General features: G+C 63.0%; 11 protein-coding genes and 2 tRNA genes. 11 read left to right on the plus strand and 2 right to left on the minus strand.

What is annotated here, in order from left to right:
• Positions 1-57 precede the first annotated feature (57 nt).
• Positions 58-133, plus strand: a tRNA-Ala gene (locus HOP58_RS18415).
• Positions 134-165: 32 nt separating this feature from the next.
• A tRNA-Glu gene (locus HOP58_RS18420) sits at positions 166-241 on the plus strand.
• 496 nt (positions 242-737) lie between these two features.
• On the opposite strand, the gene HOP58_RS18425 is transcribed toward HOP58_RS18420, so the two are convergent.
• Positions 738-1,673 carry an NAD(P)-dependent oxidoreductase gene (locus tag HOP58_RS18425; protein ID WP_346657486.1) on the minus strand — a complete coding sequence of 312 codons (936 nt, stop codon included), beginning with the start codon at positions 1,671-1,673 and terminating at the stop codon, positions 738-740.
• Between the two features lie 87 nt (positions 1,674-1,760).
• Positions 1,761-3,044 carry a citrate synthase gene (gltA, locus tag HOP58_RS18430; RefSeq protein WP_234261136.1) on the minus strand — a complete coding sequence of 428 codons (1,284 nt, stop codon included), beginning with the start codon at positions 3,042-3,044 and terminating at the stop codon, positions 1,761-1,763.
• A 459-nt stretch (positions 3,045-3,503) separates the two neighbouring features.
• On the opposite strand from gltA, the gene sdhC reads away from it, so the two are divergent.
• From sdhC to sucD, 9 genes are all read left to right on the plus strand, one after another.
• A complete protein-coding gene (sdhC, locus tag HOP58_RS18435; RefSeq protein ID WP_026038040.1) occupies positions 3,504-3,881 on the plus strand; it encodes a succinate dehydrogenase, cytochrome b556 subunit in 378 nt (125 codons plus the stop codon).
• Positions 3,875-4,222 carry a succinate dehydrogenase, hydrophobic membrane anchor protein gene (gene sdhD / locus HOP58_RS18440; protein ID WP_010627752.1) on the plus strand — a complete coding sequence of 116 codons (348 nt, stop codon included), beginning with the start codon at positions 3,875-3,877 and terminating at the stop codon, positions 4,220-4,222. The genes sdhC and sdhD overlap by 7 nt, the downstream gene beginning before the upstream one ends.
• A gap of 3 nt (positions 4,223-4,225) precedes the next feature.
• On the plus strand, positions 4,226-5,998 hold the full coding sequence (sdhA, locus tag HOP58_RS18445) for a succinate dehydrogenase flavoprotein subunit (RefSeq protein WP_010627753.1): 1,773 nt from the start codon (positions 4,226-4,228) through the stop codon (positions 5,996-5,998).
• A 14-nt stretch (positions 5,999-6,012) separates the two neighbouring features.
• Positions 6,013-6,717, plus strand: coding sequence for a succinate dehydrogenase iron-sulfur subunit (locus tag HOP58_RS18450; protein ID WP_010627754.1), 705 nt, complete (start codon positions 6,013-6,015; stop codon positions 6,715-6,717).
• Between the two features lie 248 nt (positions 6,718-6,965).
• Entirely contained in the window at positions 6,966-9,794 is a 2,829-nt protein-coding gene (locus tag HOP58_RS18455) for a 2-oxoglutarate dehydrogenase E1 component (RefSeq protein WP_234254258.1), read from the plus strand.
• Positions 9,795-9,835: 41 nt separating this feature from the next.
• Positions 9,836-11,377, plus strand: a complete 1,542-nt coding sequence (gene odhB, locus HOP58_RS18460) for a 2-oxoglutarate dehydrogenase complex dihydrolipoyllysine-residue succinyltransferase (protein WP_010627756.1) — start codon at positions 9,836-9,838, stop codon at positions 11,375-11,377.
• Positions 11,378-11,428: 51 nt separating this feature from the next.
• Complete coding sequence (gene lpdA / locus HOP58_RS18465; RefSeq protein ID WP_010627757.1) at positions 11,429-12,865, plus strand: dihydrolipoyl dehydrogenase; 1,437 nt, start codon at positions 11,429-11,431, stop codon at positions 12,863-12,865.
• Between the two features lie 170 nt (positions 12,866-13,035).
• Positions 13,036-14,202: an ADP-forming succinate--CoA ligase subunit beta gene (sucC, locus tag HOP58_RS18470; RefSeq protein WP_010627758.1), complete on the plus strand. Its 1,167-nt coding sequence runs from the start codon at positions 13,036-13,038 to the stop codon at positions 14,200-14,202.
• Complete coding sequence (sucD, locus tag HOP58_RS18475) at positions 14,202-15,074, plus strand: succinate--CoA ligase subunit alpha (RefSeq protein WP_010627759.1); 873 nt, start codon at positions 14,202-14,204, stop codon at positions 15,072-15,074. Before sucC ends, sucD begins: the two co-directional genes overlap by 1 nt.
• Positions 15,075-15,251: the final 177 nt, after the last annotated feature.

Below are 15,251 nucleotides of genomic sequence, written 5' to 3' on the forward strand. Positions count from 1 at the left end.
CTTCTTGACGAAGACGGGGTGGATCAGTACTATACGCCCCGTCTTCACGGCACTTGTGGGGCCTTAGCTCAGCTGGGAGAGCGCGACACTGGCAGTGTCGAGGTCAGCGGTTCGATCCCGCTAGGCTCCACCAAACGCCTTGTGCCGATATTTGAACGACATTGCGTCCCATTCGTCTAGTGGTCCAGGACACCGCCCTTTCACGGCGGGAACAGGGGTTCGAACCCCCTATGGGACGCCACTTCTCTCTTGTGGACCCTGGTCTACATCGCTTTGCCCTCAATAAGTCTCGCCCGTTCACGCCTGGGATAGGTTCTCATCTGGGCGGGTCGCTATGCGTGAAAAACCCATTGAAGTTGCCGTTTTTCCAGCTTTTCCGGCTTGACTTGTCCACTTGCACAGTGTGCGGTGCGTGCGCCTGTGCGTAAATCTCCAGATTGTCCATTGGGAAGTGTGCGGCTGCAAAAAATCAATGATTTCAATAGGTTATGATTGATCAAAAAATAGCCAATCTAACTGCAAGCCCCTTCTCATGCCGATTTGATGGTGTTTTCTTGAGGTTGTGAACAGGGTTATCCACAGAATGTGTGGAAAACGTGCCGCCCTTGCCAAAGGCTGGATTCGCTCCGTGAAAAGTGACGGCTGTCAAGAGAAGGTTAGTCCTTTTCTGATGCTTTTCACTTAGAGGTGTCGCGGGTAGGCGACGCCTCCAAGCGTGTTAGGTTGCGTGAGGTGAATCAGTCGTCATGTCCGCGCAGTCTTCGCAGCAGCGAAGAGGTGTCCCAGCGTCCGCCGCCCATTACCTGAACGTCGCCATAGAACTGATCCACGAGTGCGGTGACCGGTAGGCGGGCCTGCAATCGGCGCGCTTGCTCGAGGCAGATCCCCAGATCCTTGCGCATCCAGTCGACGGCGAAGCCGTGCTCGTACTCATCGGCGATCATGGTCTTGTGGCGGTTCTCCATCTGCCAGGAGCCGGCGGCACCCTTGGAGATGACGTCAATCACGCGCTGCTGATCGAGACCGGCCCGCTCGGCGAAGTGCAATCCCTCGGCAAGCCCCTGCACCAATCCGGCAATGCAGATCTGGTTGACCATCTTGGTCAGCTGACCGCTGCCGGCCGGCCCCATCAAGGTGACGGCCCTGGCGTAGTGGGCGAGGGTGGTCTCGGCGCGAACGAAATCCGCTTCGCTACCGCCGCACATGACGGTCAATGCGCCGTTCTCGGCGCCTTGTTGGCCACCTGAGACCGGGGCGTCGATGAAGCCTATGTCGCTTGTGCGGCAGGCGGCGTCGAGTTCCTGGGCGAGATCGGCAGAGGCCGTGGTGTGGTCGACCAGAAGGCTGCCTGCGCACATGCCGGAAAGTGCTCCCTGTTCGCCGGTGGTGACCTGTCTGACGTCGTCGTCATTGCCGACGCAGACCAGCACCAGGTCGGCTCCCTGGGCGGCTTCCGCGGGCGTGGCGTGGTAGCTGCCGCCGAACTGCTCGGCCCAGGCCTTGGCCTTGTCCACGCTGCGGTTGTAGACGCGCACGGTGAGCCCCGCGCGGGCCAGGTGGCCGGCCATGGGATAGCCCATCACGCCCAGGCCGATGAAGGCGACGGTGGAAATCTGCTCTTGCATGTGCTGTTCCCTCTTTTCTTGGTGGCAGCCTGGAGCCCAGCGTGGCACGCGTGGCTGCGTATGAAGCGCGAGACGCAGAAAGCCGCCCGAAGGCGGCTTTCCAGTGCATTGCGGCGCAGGCCGCGTCCTGCCGACTTACTTGGCAGGATAGTCGCGCTGCGGGTGGCCGGTGTAGAGCTGACGTGGACGACCGATCTTGTAGTCGTTGGACAGCATCTCGTGCCAGTGGGAGATCCAGCCGATGGTGCGTGACACGGCGAAGATCACCGTGAACATGTTGGTCGGGATGCCCATGGCCTTGAGAATGATGCCGGAGTAGAAGTCGACGTTGGGGTAGAGCTTGCGCTCGACGAAGTACTCGTCCTCGAGGGCGATCTGCTCCAGGCGCTTGGCGATCTTTAGCTGCGGGTCGTCGATGCCGAGTTCGGCCAGCACCTCGTCGCAGGTCTCCTTCATGACCTTGGCGCGCGGGTCGAAGTTGCGGTACACGCGGTGACCGAAGCCCATCAGCTTGAACGGGTCGTCCTTGTCCTTGGCCTTGTCGATGAAGCGCTGTATGTTCTCTTCGGAGTCGTCGCCGATCTCGTCGAGCATCTTCAGCACCGCCTCGTTGGCACCGCCGTGAGCCGGGCCCCACAGTGCGGCGATGCCGGCGCTGATGCAGGCGAACGGGTTGGCGCCGGTGGAGCCTGCCAGGCGCACCGTGGAGGTGGAGGCGTTCTGCTCGTGGTCGGCATGCAGCATGAAGATGCGGTCCATGGCCTTGGCGTAGACCGGGTTGACCTTGTACTCCTCGCACGGGTTGCTGAACATCATGTAGAGGAAGTTCTCTGCATAGCTCAGGTCATTGCGCGGGTAGTTGAACGGCTGGCCGACGTTATACTTGTAGGACATGGCCGCAATGGTCGGCATCTTGGCAATCAGACGGATCGCGCTGATGACGCGGTCTTCCTCGACGGTAATGTCCAGGTGGTCGTGGTAGAAAGCGGCAAGACCGCCGACCACGCCGCACAGGATCGACATCGGGTGAGCGTCGCGGCGGAAGCCCTTGAAGAAGTTGTTGATCTGATCGTGGACCATGGTGTGGTTGCGCACCCGCGACTCGAAGTCGGCGTACTGCTCGGCGGTCGGCAGCTCACCGAACAGCAGCGCGTAGCACACCTCGACGAAGTTGGACTCCTTGGCCAACTGGTCGATCGGATAGCCGCGATGCAGAAGAACGCCCTTGGCGCCATCGATATAGGTGATGGCCGACTGGCACGAGGAGGTTGCCATGAAGCCTGGATCGTAGGTGAACAGGCCTTCGGCGCCCAGACCGCGAACATCGACCACGTCAGGGCCCAGGGTTCCTGAGTAGACGGGCAGCTCGATCGCTTTTTCCAGGCCGTCTACCGTCAGTGTCGCTTTCCTGTCAGCCATTCTGGCCTCCTCTCGAAGTCGCTATGGAACGTTAACTCGTTATTTCGCAAACCCTGTTGGAGCCGTGGCCCGCGAAAAAGGTCAGCCCACTATAGAAGCGTTCCCGGGATTGTCAATTGGGCCAAAGTGACCGCATAGTTGTGCATGGAACTTTTTGTTAGATAGCTGTTGTATAGAAAATGGTGCTTTGCACCACGAGAGCGCCCATGGGCCGCCGGTTGCGGCGCGACGAGCCTGTCTGCTTGCCATCCCAGGCATGGCGAGCTTGAACCATGGTCGAGTTAGCGCGGTGGGTATTTGTCACTAGGGGTTCATGTCCCTATAATCCACACCGCGCGACTGGCAGGTACTCGTTGTCATGCCCGTCCCGGCAGCGGCGAGCCCCCTACCTCAAACCACCGCCCGCTCGAGCCTGGTCCCATCGGTTGAAGAGCGAGCCAAGAGAGTGTGTATAGAGCCGTGAATAGCAAACGACCCGTCAACCTAGACCTCACCACGATACAGTTCCCACTTCCCGCCTTGACGTCGATCGCCCACCGCATCACCGGCGTAATCCTGTTCGTTGGCCTCATCTTCGCGTTCTGGGCCCTCGACAAGTCGCTGTCGTCTCCGGAAGGCTTCCTCGCCGTGCGCGACACCCTGGCCAACAACATCCTGGCCAAGCTGATCGCCTGGGGGCTGCTGTCAGCCCTGGCCTTTCACTTCGTTGCCGGCATCAAGCACATGCTGATGGATGCTGGATATGGCGTGACCCTCGAGGGGGGCGTGAAGAAGGCACAGGCCACCGTGGTCATCAGTGCCGTCCTGATCATTCTGGCGGGAGTCTGGGTATGGTAACCAATATCACCAATCTGGGTCGCAGCGGCCTGTCCGACTGGCTGATCCAGCGGGTCTCGGCCGTCATTCTGGCGCTCTACACGGTTTTCATCGTCGCGTATCTGCTGTTCAACCCCGGACTCGATTACGTTACCTGGAGCAATCTGTTTGCCCAGACCTGGATGCGGATCTTCTCCCTGCTGGCCTTTATCTCGCTTGCCGCGCACGCCTGGGTGGGGCTGTGGACCGTGACCACCGATTACCTCAAGTCCACGCCCGTTCGCCTCGGCGCCCAGGTTGTCATCATCCTGGCCGTGTTCGTGTTCCTGGTCTGGGGCATTACCGTTCTGTGGGGAGCCTGATTCATGTCTAACATGCGTACCTTGTCCTTCGACGCCATCATCATCGGCGGTGGCGGCTCCGGCTTGCGCGCGGCGCTCGAGCTGGCCAAGTCCGGCAAGCAGACCGCCGTGCTGTCCAAGGTCTTCCCGACCCGCTCGCACACCGTGTCCGCCCAGGGCGGCATCACCTGCGCCATCGCCTCGGCCGACCCCAACGACGATTGGCGCTGGCACATGTACGACACCGTCAAGGGCGGCGACTACATCACCGACCAGGACGCCGCTGAGTACATGTGCTCCGAGGGGCCCAAGGCGGTCTTCGAACTCGAGCACATGGGCCTGCCGTTCTCGCGTTTCGACAACGGCCGTATCTATCAGCGTCCGTTCGGCGGTCAGTCAAAGAACTTCGGTGAAGGCGGCCAGGCGGCGCGCACCTGCGCGGCGGCCGACCGTACCGGCCACGCGCTGCTGCACACCCTTTATCAGAACAACCTGAAAAACAACACCACCTTCCTCAACGAGTGGTTCGCGGTCGATCTGGTCAAGAACGCCAACGGTGACGTGGTGGGCTGCATCGCCATGTGCATCGAGACCGGCGAAGTGGTGCACGTCAAGTCCAAGGCCACCGTCATGGCTACCGGCGGTGCCGGTCGCATCTATGCTTCCACCACCAACGCCCTGATCAACACCGGCGACGGCATCGGCATGGCGCTGCGCGCCGGCTTCCCGATGCAGGACATGGAGATGTGGCAGTTCCACCCCACCGGTATCTACGGTGCCGGCGTGCTGGTCACCGAGGGCTGCCGCGGTGAGGGTGGCTATCTGGTCAACAAGGATGGCGAGCGCTTCATGGAGCGTTATGCCCCCAACGCCAAGGATCTGGCCGGTCGTGACGTGGTGGCACGCTCCATGGTCATGGAGATCCTCGAGGGCCGCGGCTGCGGCGAGCAGGGCGACCACGTCTACCTCAAGCTCGATCACCTGGGCGAAGAGGTGCTCAACAAGCGCCTGCCCGGTATCAGTGAGCTGTCCAAGATCTTCGCCCATGCCGATCCGGTCAAGGCGCCGATCCCGGTGGTGCCGACCTGCCACTACATGATGGGCGGGATTCCGACCAACGTGCACGGTCAGGCGATCATGCAGGACGCCGACGGCAACGACCGCATCGTCAATGGCCTGTTTGCCTGTGGCGAAGCGGCCTGTGTATCGGTGCACGGCGCCAACCGCCTGGGCGGCAACTCGCTGCTCGACCTGGTAGTGTTCGGTCGTGCGGCCGGCATGTTCATCGAGAGCGCGCTCAACGAGGGTATCGATTACCTCGACGCTTCCGAGTCCGACATCGAGGCGGCCATGAAGCGCATGACCCGCTGGAACGAATCCAGCGGCGGCGAATCCGTGGCAGCTCTCAAGACCGAGCTGCAGAGCATCATGCAGAACTCCTTCGGTGTGTTCCGTCAGGAAGATCACATGCAGGAAGGAGTCAAGAAGCTGGCCGATCTGCGCGGCCGTATCGGCGAAGCGCATCTGGTCGACAAGTCCGGCGCCTTCAACACCGCCCGCGTCGAGGCGCTCGAGCTCGACAACCTGATGGAAGTGGCCGAAGCCACCGCCATCGCGGCCCTGGAGCGTAAGGAGAGCCGCGGCGCCCACTCGCGCTACGACTATCCGGATCGCGACGACGCCAACTGGCTGAAGCACTCCATGTACTTCCCGGCCGAGAAGCGGGTCGGCAAGCGTGACGTCAACTTCAAGCCGAAGACCGTCGACACCTTCGAGCCGAAAGTCCGTACATATTAAGGGGGAGTCACGAGATGCTTCAGGTATCCATTTACCGCTACAACCCGGAAACCGACTCCGCGCCCTACATGCAGGAGTACCAGCTCGACACTCAGGGCCGTGACCTGATGGTGCTGAACGTGCTGGAAATGCTCAAGGCCGAGGACACCACCCTGGCTTTCCGTCGCAGCTGCCGCGAGGGCGTGTGCGGCTCCGACGGCATGAACATGAACGGCAAGAACGGTCTGGCCTGCATCACCTCGCTGTCCGACGTGGTCAAGGACAACAAGCTGGTGCTGCGTCCGCTGCCGGGCCTGCCGGTGGTGCGCGACCTGGTGGTCGACATGGGGCTGTTCTACAAGCAGTACGAGCGCATCCAGCCGTACCTGCAGAACGACACCCCGGCGCCGGCCATCGAGCGCCTGCAGTCGCCGGAGGATCGCGACAAGCTCGACGGGCTCTATGAGTGCATCCTGTGCGCCTGCTGCTCGACCTCCTGTCCCTCGTTCTGGTGGAACCCGGACAAGTTCGTCGGTCCGGCCGGTCTGCTGCAGTCCTACCGTTTCCTGGCTGACTCGCGCGATACCGCGACTCGCGAACGCCTGTCGGAACTCGAAGATCCGTTCAGCGTGTTCCGCTGCCGCGGCATCATGAACTGTGTCGCGGTATGTCCCAAGGGGCTCAATCCCACTCGGGCCATCGGCAAGATCCGTGACATGTTGCTTGCGAATGCCACTTAAATCGTGGCGCGTGGCTTGCTATCATAGCGGCCGCAGTTTGGCCGCGACCTTGTGTCGCGGTCGGTTCGCACAGTAGCGACAGAGCCGGTGCCACAGGTACCGGCTCTTGAGCATGAATTTCAAGGTTTCCGGCCTCGCGGCTGGATCCGCCGGAAGAGAGACGCCCCACCGGCAGGGCACCAGCCAAGCCGCCGCGGCTGGCCCGTGACGGCGCCGACAACACCCCATCAGTGTAGGGTGACCGAGAGATGCAACAAGGCATAATGGAGTTGATGTGGAACAGCTCCCACGTGAGCGGCAGCAACGTTCACTATGTGGAAGCGCTCTACGAGCAATACCTCGCCGACCCAGGTTCCGTGCCCGACGAGTGGCGAACCTACTTCGATCAGCTGCCGAGCGTCGATGGCAGCGCCACCCATGACGTCCCTCTAAGTCCGGTACGTGACCAGTTCCAGCAGCTGGCCCGCGCCCGCCGGACCACGACGGCCGCTGCCGACAGCGGCGAAAACAAGAAGCAGGTCAAGGTGTTGCAGCTGATCAACGCCTACCGCTTCCGGGGACATCAGAAAGCCGATATCGACCCGCTCAAGCTGCGCAGTCAGGCGCCCGTTCCCGACCTCGACCTCTCCTTCCACCAGCTATCTCCGGCCGATCTGGACACCGAGTTCCAGACCGGCTCTTTCTTTCTGGGGATGGACAAGGCACCGCTGCGTGAGATCGTCGAGGCGCTGGAGCACACCTACTGTCGCTCCATCGGCTGCGAGATCATGCATATCGTCGATACCGAGGAGAAGCGCTGGCTGCAGCAGCGCTTCGAGTCGGTTCGCTCGGCACCCAAGTACAGCGACGACGTGCGCAAGCATCTGCTGGAGCGCTTGACCGCCGCGGAGGGCCTGGAGAACTACCTGGCCTCCAAGTATCCCGGCACCAAGCGCTTCGGTCTCGAGGGCGGTGAGGCATTCATCCCGATGATGGACGAGCTGATCCAGCGCGGTGGTGGCTACGGGATCAAGGAGATGGTCATCGGCATGGCCCACCGCGGCCGCCTCAACCTGCTGGTCAACATTCTCGGCAAGAACCCCTCAGAGCTGATCGACGAGTTCGACGGCAAGAAGCTGATCGAGCGCGGCTCGGGCGACGTCAAGTATCACCAGGGCTTCAGCTCCAACGTGATGACGCCGGGTGGCGAGGTGCATCTGGCGCTGGCCTTCAACCCCTCGCACCTGGAGATCGTGTCGCCGGTGGTGGAAGGTTCGGTGCGTGCCCGTCAGGACCGCCGTGACGACTACGAAGGCACCAAGGTCCTGCCGATCAACGTGCATGGCGACGCCGCCTTCGCCGGCCAGGGTGTGGTGATGGAGACATTCCAGATGTCTCAGACCCGCGCCTACAAGACCGGTGGCACGCTGCACATCGTCATCAACAACCAGGTCGGCTTCACCACCTCGCACCCGCAGGACACTCGCTCCACCGAGTACTGCACCGACATCGCCAAGATGGTTCAGGCGCCGATCTTCCACGTCAACGGCGACGACCCGGACGCGGTACTGCATGCCACCCAGGTGGCACTCGACTACCGTCAGCAGTTCCGCAAGGACGTGGTCATCGATCTGGTCTGCTATCGCCGCCGCGGCCACAACGAGGCCGACGAGCCCTCCGGCACCCAGCCGCTGATGTACCAGAAGATCAAGGATCATCCCTCCTCGCGCACGCTTTACGCGCAGCGCCTGGTGGAGCAGGGCGTGCTCAGCGAGGAAGACGCCCAGGCGATGACCGAGACCTATCGCGAAGATCTGATGGCGGGCAACCACGTCGCCAACGCCCTGGTCCAGGAGCCCAACACCACGCTGTTCGTCGACTGGAAGCCCTATCTCGGTCACGAGTGGAGCGGCTACGCCGACACCAGCGTCGAGATGAAGCGCCTGCAGCGGCTGGCCGCGCGCATGTGCGAGATTCCCGACGGCGTCGAAGTGCAGCGCCAGGTAGCCAAGATCTACGAGGACCGCCGCAAGATGCAGGCCGGCGGTCTGGCGCTGAACTGGGGCTTCGCCGAAACCCTGGCCTACGCCACCCTGCTCGACGAAGGGCATCCGGTGCGTATCACCGGCCAGGACGTGGGCCGCGGTACCTTCTCCCACCGCCATGCGGTGGTGCACAACCAGAAGGACGGCAGCACCTACGTGCCGCTGCAGCATCTGGCCGACGGCCAGCCGCGCTTCACCATCCACGACTCCTTCCTCTCCGAGGAGGCGGTGCTGGCGTTCGAGTATGGCTATGCCACGACGGCGCCCAACGACCTGGTGATCTGGGAAGCGCAGTTCGGCGACTTCTTCAACGGTGCTCAGGTGGTGGTGGACCAGTTCATCTCCTCCGGCGAGACCAAGTGGGGACGGCTGTGCGGCCTGACCATGCTGCTGCCTCACGGCTACGAAGGGCAGGGGCCGGAACACTCCTCGGCGCGCCTGGAGCGCTTCCTGCAGCTGTGTGCCGAGCACAACATGCAGGTGTGCGTGCCCACCACGCCGGCGCAGATCTTCCACCTGCTGCGTCGTCAGGTGATCCGTCCGCTGCGCAAGCCGCTGGTGGTGATGTCGCCCAAGAGCCTGCTGCGTCACAAGGAGGCGATCTCCAGCCTCGACGACCTGGCCAACGGCCACTTCCAGATGGTGCTGCCGGATCAGGGCAACCTCGAGGCCCAGAAGGTGACTCGCGTCATCATGTGTGCCGGCAAGGTCTACTACGACCTGGCGGCATGGCGCGAAGAGAACGGCCGCGACGACACCGCCATCGTGCGTATCGAGCAGCTCTACCCCTTCCCCAAGGAGGAGCTCTTCGAGGCGCTGAAGGCCTACGTCAATCTCGATACCGTGGTGTGGTGTCAGGAAGAGCCGCTCAATCAGGGCGCCTGGTATCCCAGCCAGCACCACATGCGGGCGGTGGCCGACATGCTCAAGAACGGCCTCGGCGGTGAACTCAAGTTCGCCGGGCGTCCGGCATCGGCGGCACCCGCGGCGGGCTACATGTCCGTGCATACCGAACAGCAGCGCCAGTTGGTGGAAGACGCCTTCAACGTCTGAGCGAATCCACCGGGACGTAGAGAACATACAAGGGAAACGACATGGCTACCGATATCAAAGCGCCCACCTTTCCGGAATCCGTTGCCGAAGGCAGCGTGGCTGCCTGGCACAAGAAGGCGGGGGACAGCGTCGAGCGCGATGAGCTGATCGTCGAGATCGAAACCGACAAGGTGGTGCTCGAAGTGGTGGCACCGGAAGCCGGCACCCTCTCCGAGGTGCTGGTGGAAGAGGGCGATACCGTGCAGTCCGAGCAGGTGCTGGGCAAGATCGGTGCTGGCGGCGCCAAGGGCGCCGAGAAGAAGGGCGAGAAGGCCGACGCCAAGGCCGCGCCGCAGAGCGAGGCCAAGGCGGCGCCGGCCGCCGGCGGCAAGTCTCACGAGGTGAAGGCACCGACCTTCCCCGAGTCGATCCAGGAAGGCACCGTGGCCACCTGGCACAAGAAGGTGGGCGAGGCGGTCAAGCGCGATGAAGTGCTGGCCGACATCGAGACCGACAAGGTGGTGCTCGAGGTAGTCGCACCGGCAGACGGCGCCCTGGCCGAGATCAAGGCGGAAGAGGGCAGTCAGGTCGCCTCCGAGGCGGTGCTGGCCATCTTCACCGAGGGTGCGGGCGGTGCCGAGACGGCCGCAGATGTCACGCCGGCCGCTTCCGCCGATGACGGCTCGGGCGACGAGCGGATCGGCGACAAGATCCTGGCCCCGGCGGCACGCAAGATGGTTGCCGAGCACGACCTCGACGTGAGCAAGATCGAAGGCACCGGCAAGGGCGGTCGCATCCTCAAGGAAGACGTGCAGCGCGCCGTTCAGGCCGGCACGGCCAAGAAGAGCGCCGCTCCCGCTGCCGCACCCAAGCAGGCTGCCGCCGCACCGGCCTTCGAGGGTGAGCGTCCCGAGAAGCGCGTGCCGATGAGCCGTCTGCGTCAGACCATCGCCAAGCGTCTGGTCCAGGCTCAGCAGACCGCCGCCATGCTCACCACCTACAACGAGGTGGACATGGGCGCGGTGATGGATCTGCGTGCGCAGTACAAGGACACTTTCCTGAAGGCACACGACGTCAAGCTCGGCTTCATGGGCTTCTTCGTCAAGGCGGCTTCCGAGGCGCTCAAGCGCTTCCCTGACGTCAACGCCTCCATCGACGGCACCGACATCGTCTACCACGGCTATCAGGACATCGGCGTGGCGGTCTCCACCGACCGCGGCCTGGTGGTGCCGGTGCTGCGCGATACCGACAGCATGAAGATCGCCGACGTCGAGAAGGGCATCGTCGACTTCGGCAAGCGGGCGCGTGACGGCAAGCTCGGCATCGAGGAGATGCAGGGCGGCACCTTCACCATCACCAACGGCGGCATCTTCGGCTCGCTGATGTCGACCCCGATCCTCAACCCGCCGCAGACCGCCATCCTGGGCATGCACAAGATCCAGGAGCGCCCCATGGCCGTCAACGGCAAGGTCGAGATCCGCCCAATGATGTACCTGGCCCTGTCATACGACCACCGTATGATCGACGGCAAGGATGCGGTGCAGTTCCTGGTGACCATCAAGGAGCTGCTCGAGGATCCGGCGCGCCTGCTGCTGGATATCTGACGGCGCCGAATCAACGGACTCAAACGCGAACCGATCAACAGGAAGAACCACATGGCCGACAAATTTGATGTGATCGTCATCGGTGCGGGCCCCGGGGGCTACGTGGCCGCCATCCGTGCCGCCCAACTGGGGCTGAAGACTGCCTGCGTCGAGAAATGGGTCAACAAGGAAGGCAAGACCGTTCACGGCGGTACCTGCCTCAACGTGGGCTGCATTCCCTCCAAGGCGCTGCTCGAGACATCCCACAAGTTCGTCGAAGCACGCGATCACTTCGCCGAGATCGGCATCGATCTGGAACCGCCCAAGGCCAACGTGGCCAAGATGCTGGAGTTCAAGAACTCCGTCATCGCCAAGAACGTGGGTGGCATCAGCGCCCTGTTCAAGGCCAACGGCGTCACCGCCATCGACGGCACCGGCAAGGTGACCGGCACCAAGCAGGTCGAAGTCACCGACCACGACGGTGGCAAGACCACCTATGAAGCCGACAACATCGTCATCGCCGCGGGTTCGGTACCGGTGGAAATCCCGCCGACCCCGCTGCACGAGGACATCGTCGTCACTTCCACCGGTGCGCTGGAGTTCACCGAGGTGCCGGGGCGCCTGGGCGTGATCGGCGCCGGCGTCATCGGCCTCGAACTGGGCAGCGTATGGAGCCGTCTGGGCGCCGAGGTGACCGTGCTCGAAGCCATGGACACCTTCCTGCCGATGGTCGATACCGCCATCGCCAAGGAGACCCAGAAGCTGCTCAAGAAGCAGGGCCTGGACATCAAGCTCGGCGCACGCGTTACCGGCTCCGAGGTCAAGGGCAACGAGGTTACGGTCAAGTACAGCGACGGCAAGGGTGAGCAGGAGCAGACCTTCGACAAGCTGATCGTCTGCGTCGGTCGTCGCCCCTACACCAAGGGCGTGGTCGACGAGAACGTCGGCGTAGGCCTCGACGAGCGCGGTTTCATTCACGTCGACGACCAGTGCCGCACCAGCGTGCCCGGCATCTATGCCATCGGTGACTGCGTGCGCGGTCCGATGCTGGCCCACAAGGCTTCGGAAGAGGGCGTGATGGTGGCCGACATCATCGCCGGGCACAAGGCGGAGATGAACTACGACGCCATTCCCAGCGTGATCTACACCTCGCCGGAAGTGGCCTGGGTCGGCTTGAACGAGCAGGAAGCCAAGGCCAAGGGCATTGCAGTCAAGACGGGCTCCTTCCCGTTCTCGGCCAACGGTCGGGCGCTTGCCAACAACGCGCCGGAAGGCATGGCCAAGATCATTGCCGATGCCGAGACCGATCGTATCCTGGGCATGCACATCGTCAGCCAGCATGCCGGTGAGCTGATTGCCCAAGGCGTGATCGCCATGGAATTCGGCTCCAGCGCCGAGGATCTGGCGCTGACCTGCTACGCTCACCCAAGCACCTCCGAGGCGATTCACGAGGCGGCGCTGGCAGTGGACGGTCACGCCATCCACATGGCCAACCGCAAGAAGCGCTAGTCGGGCGAACAGGCAGTACGCAGTAGACGTAACAACGAGCGCCATCCATGGGGATGGCGCGTCGCGCCCGGCCATGTATCGGGCGCGGACGGGGGTAACCCGGCATCGACCGTCGCAGGCGGTGTTTCGCGGTTGCCGTTCGAGTCACATGCAACCAATGGCATGAATCGATGAACCTTCACGAGTATCAAGGCAAGCAGCTGTTTGCCGATTATGGTCTGCCGGTATCCAAGGGCTTCGCAGTCGATACCCCCGAGGAAGCGGCGGAAGCCTGCAGGAAGATCGGTGGTGACATGTGGGTCGTCAAGGCCCAGGTCCACGCCGGTGGCCGCGGCAAGGCCGGCGGTGTCAAGCTGATCAAGAGCCCGGAAGAGGCCAAGGCCTTCGCCGAGCACTGGCTGGGCAAGAACCTGGTGACCTACCAGACCGACGCGAACGGTCAGCCGGTCGCCAAGATCCTGGTGGAGAACTGCACTGACATCGCCAACGAGCTCTACCTGGGCGCTGTGGTCGACCGCACCACTCGTCGCGTGGTGTTCATGGCTTCCACCGAAGGTGGCGTCGAGATCGAGAAGGTCGCCGAGGAAACCCCCGAGAAGATTCTCAAGGCCGAGATCGACCCGCTGGTCGGTGCGCAGCCGTATCAGGCGCGCGAGCTGGCTTTTGCCCTGGGCCTGAAAGGCGACCAGGTCAAGCAGTTCACCAAGATCTTCCTGGGCCTGTCGCGTCTGTTCCACGAGAAGGATCTGGCGCTGCTCGAGATCAACCCGCTGGTGATCACCGAGGAAGGCAACCTGCACTGCCTCGACGCCAAGATCAACCTGGACAGCAACTCCCTGTATCGGCATCCGGACCTGCAGGCGATGCGCGATCCCTCTCAGGAAGACGAGCGTGAGGCCGAGGCAGCTGCCTGGGAACTCAACTACGTGGCCCTGGAAGGCAACATCGGCTGTATGGTCAATGGTGCCGGACTGGCCATGGGCACCATGGACATCATCAAGCTCCATGGCGGCCAGCCTGCCAACTTCCTCGACGTGGGCGGCGGTGCGACCAAGGAGCGCGTTGCGGAGGCCTTCAAGCTGATCCTCTCCGACGACTCCGTCAAGGCCGTGCTGGTCAACATCTTCGGCGGCATCGTGCGCTGCGACATGATTGCCGAGGGCATTATCGGTGCCGTCGAGCAGGTCGGCGTCAACGTACCGGTGGTGGTGCGTCTCGAAGGTAACAACGCCGAGCTGGGTGCCGAGAAGCTGGCCTCCAGTGGTCTGAACATCATCGCTGCCACGAGCCTGACCGATGCGGCTCAGCAGGTTGTCAAGGCAGCGGAGGGCAAGTAATGAGCATCCTGATCGACAAGAACACCAAGGTCATCTGCCAGGGCTTCACCGGCGGGCAGGGGACCTTCCATTCCGAGCAGGCGATTGCCTACGGTACCAAGATGGTCGGCGGCGTCACCCCGGGCAAGGGCGGCCAGGAGCACCTGGGCCTGCCGGTGTTCAACACCGTCAAGGAAGCGGTCGAGAAGACCGGCGCCGAGGCCAGCGTGATCTACGTACCGGCCGCCTTCTGCAAGGACTCGATCCTCGAAGCCGCCAATGCCGGCATCAAGCTGATCGTGTGCATCACCGAAGGCATCCCCACACTCGACATGCTCGACGTCAAGGTCAAGTGCGACGAGCTGGGCGTGCGCCTGATCGGCCCGAACTGCCCGGGTGTGATCACTCCCGGCGAGAGCAAGATCGGCATCATGCCGGGCCACATCCACAAGCCGGGCAAGGTCGGCATCGTGTCGCGTTCCGGCACCCTGACCTACGAAGCGGTCAAGCAGACCACCGACCACGGCTTCGGTCAGTCCACCTGTGTGGGCATCGGCGGCGACCCGATCCCGGGCTCCAACTTCATCGACATCCTGGCGATGTTCGAGAAGGACCCGAAGACCGAGGCCATCGTCATGATCGGCGAGATCGGCGGTACCGCCGAGGAAGAGGCCGCTGCCTACATCAAGGCCAACGTGACCAAGCCGGTGGTGTCCTACATCGCCGGTGTCACCGCGCCTCCGGGCAAGCGTATGGGCCACGCCGGTGCGATCATCTCCGGTGGCAAGGGTACCGCTGACGAGAAGTTCGCCGCGCTGGAAGATGCCGGCGTGCGTACCGTTCGCTCCCTGGCCCAGATCGGTGACGCGCTGAAGGACGTCACTGGCTGGTAAGCCTGGCTTCATCGCAGCTGACCAAACGGGGCGCCTCATCGAGGCGCCCCGTTTCATTGGTGCGCCAGGCATGGCGCGCAGCGCCCGACGGGCGCTGTTTCCGAGGGTGGTGCCTCGGAATGACTTGGGGGTGAAAGTCCCCTACGGACCCTGATAGCGGGAACCGTTAGCCGAACA

It is taken from the genome of Halomonas sp. MCCC 1A11062, from assembly GCF_021404355.1.
GTDB lineage: Bacteria > Pseudomonadota > Gammaproteobacteria > Pseudomonadales > Halomonadaceae > Halomonas > Halomonas aerodenitrificans.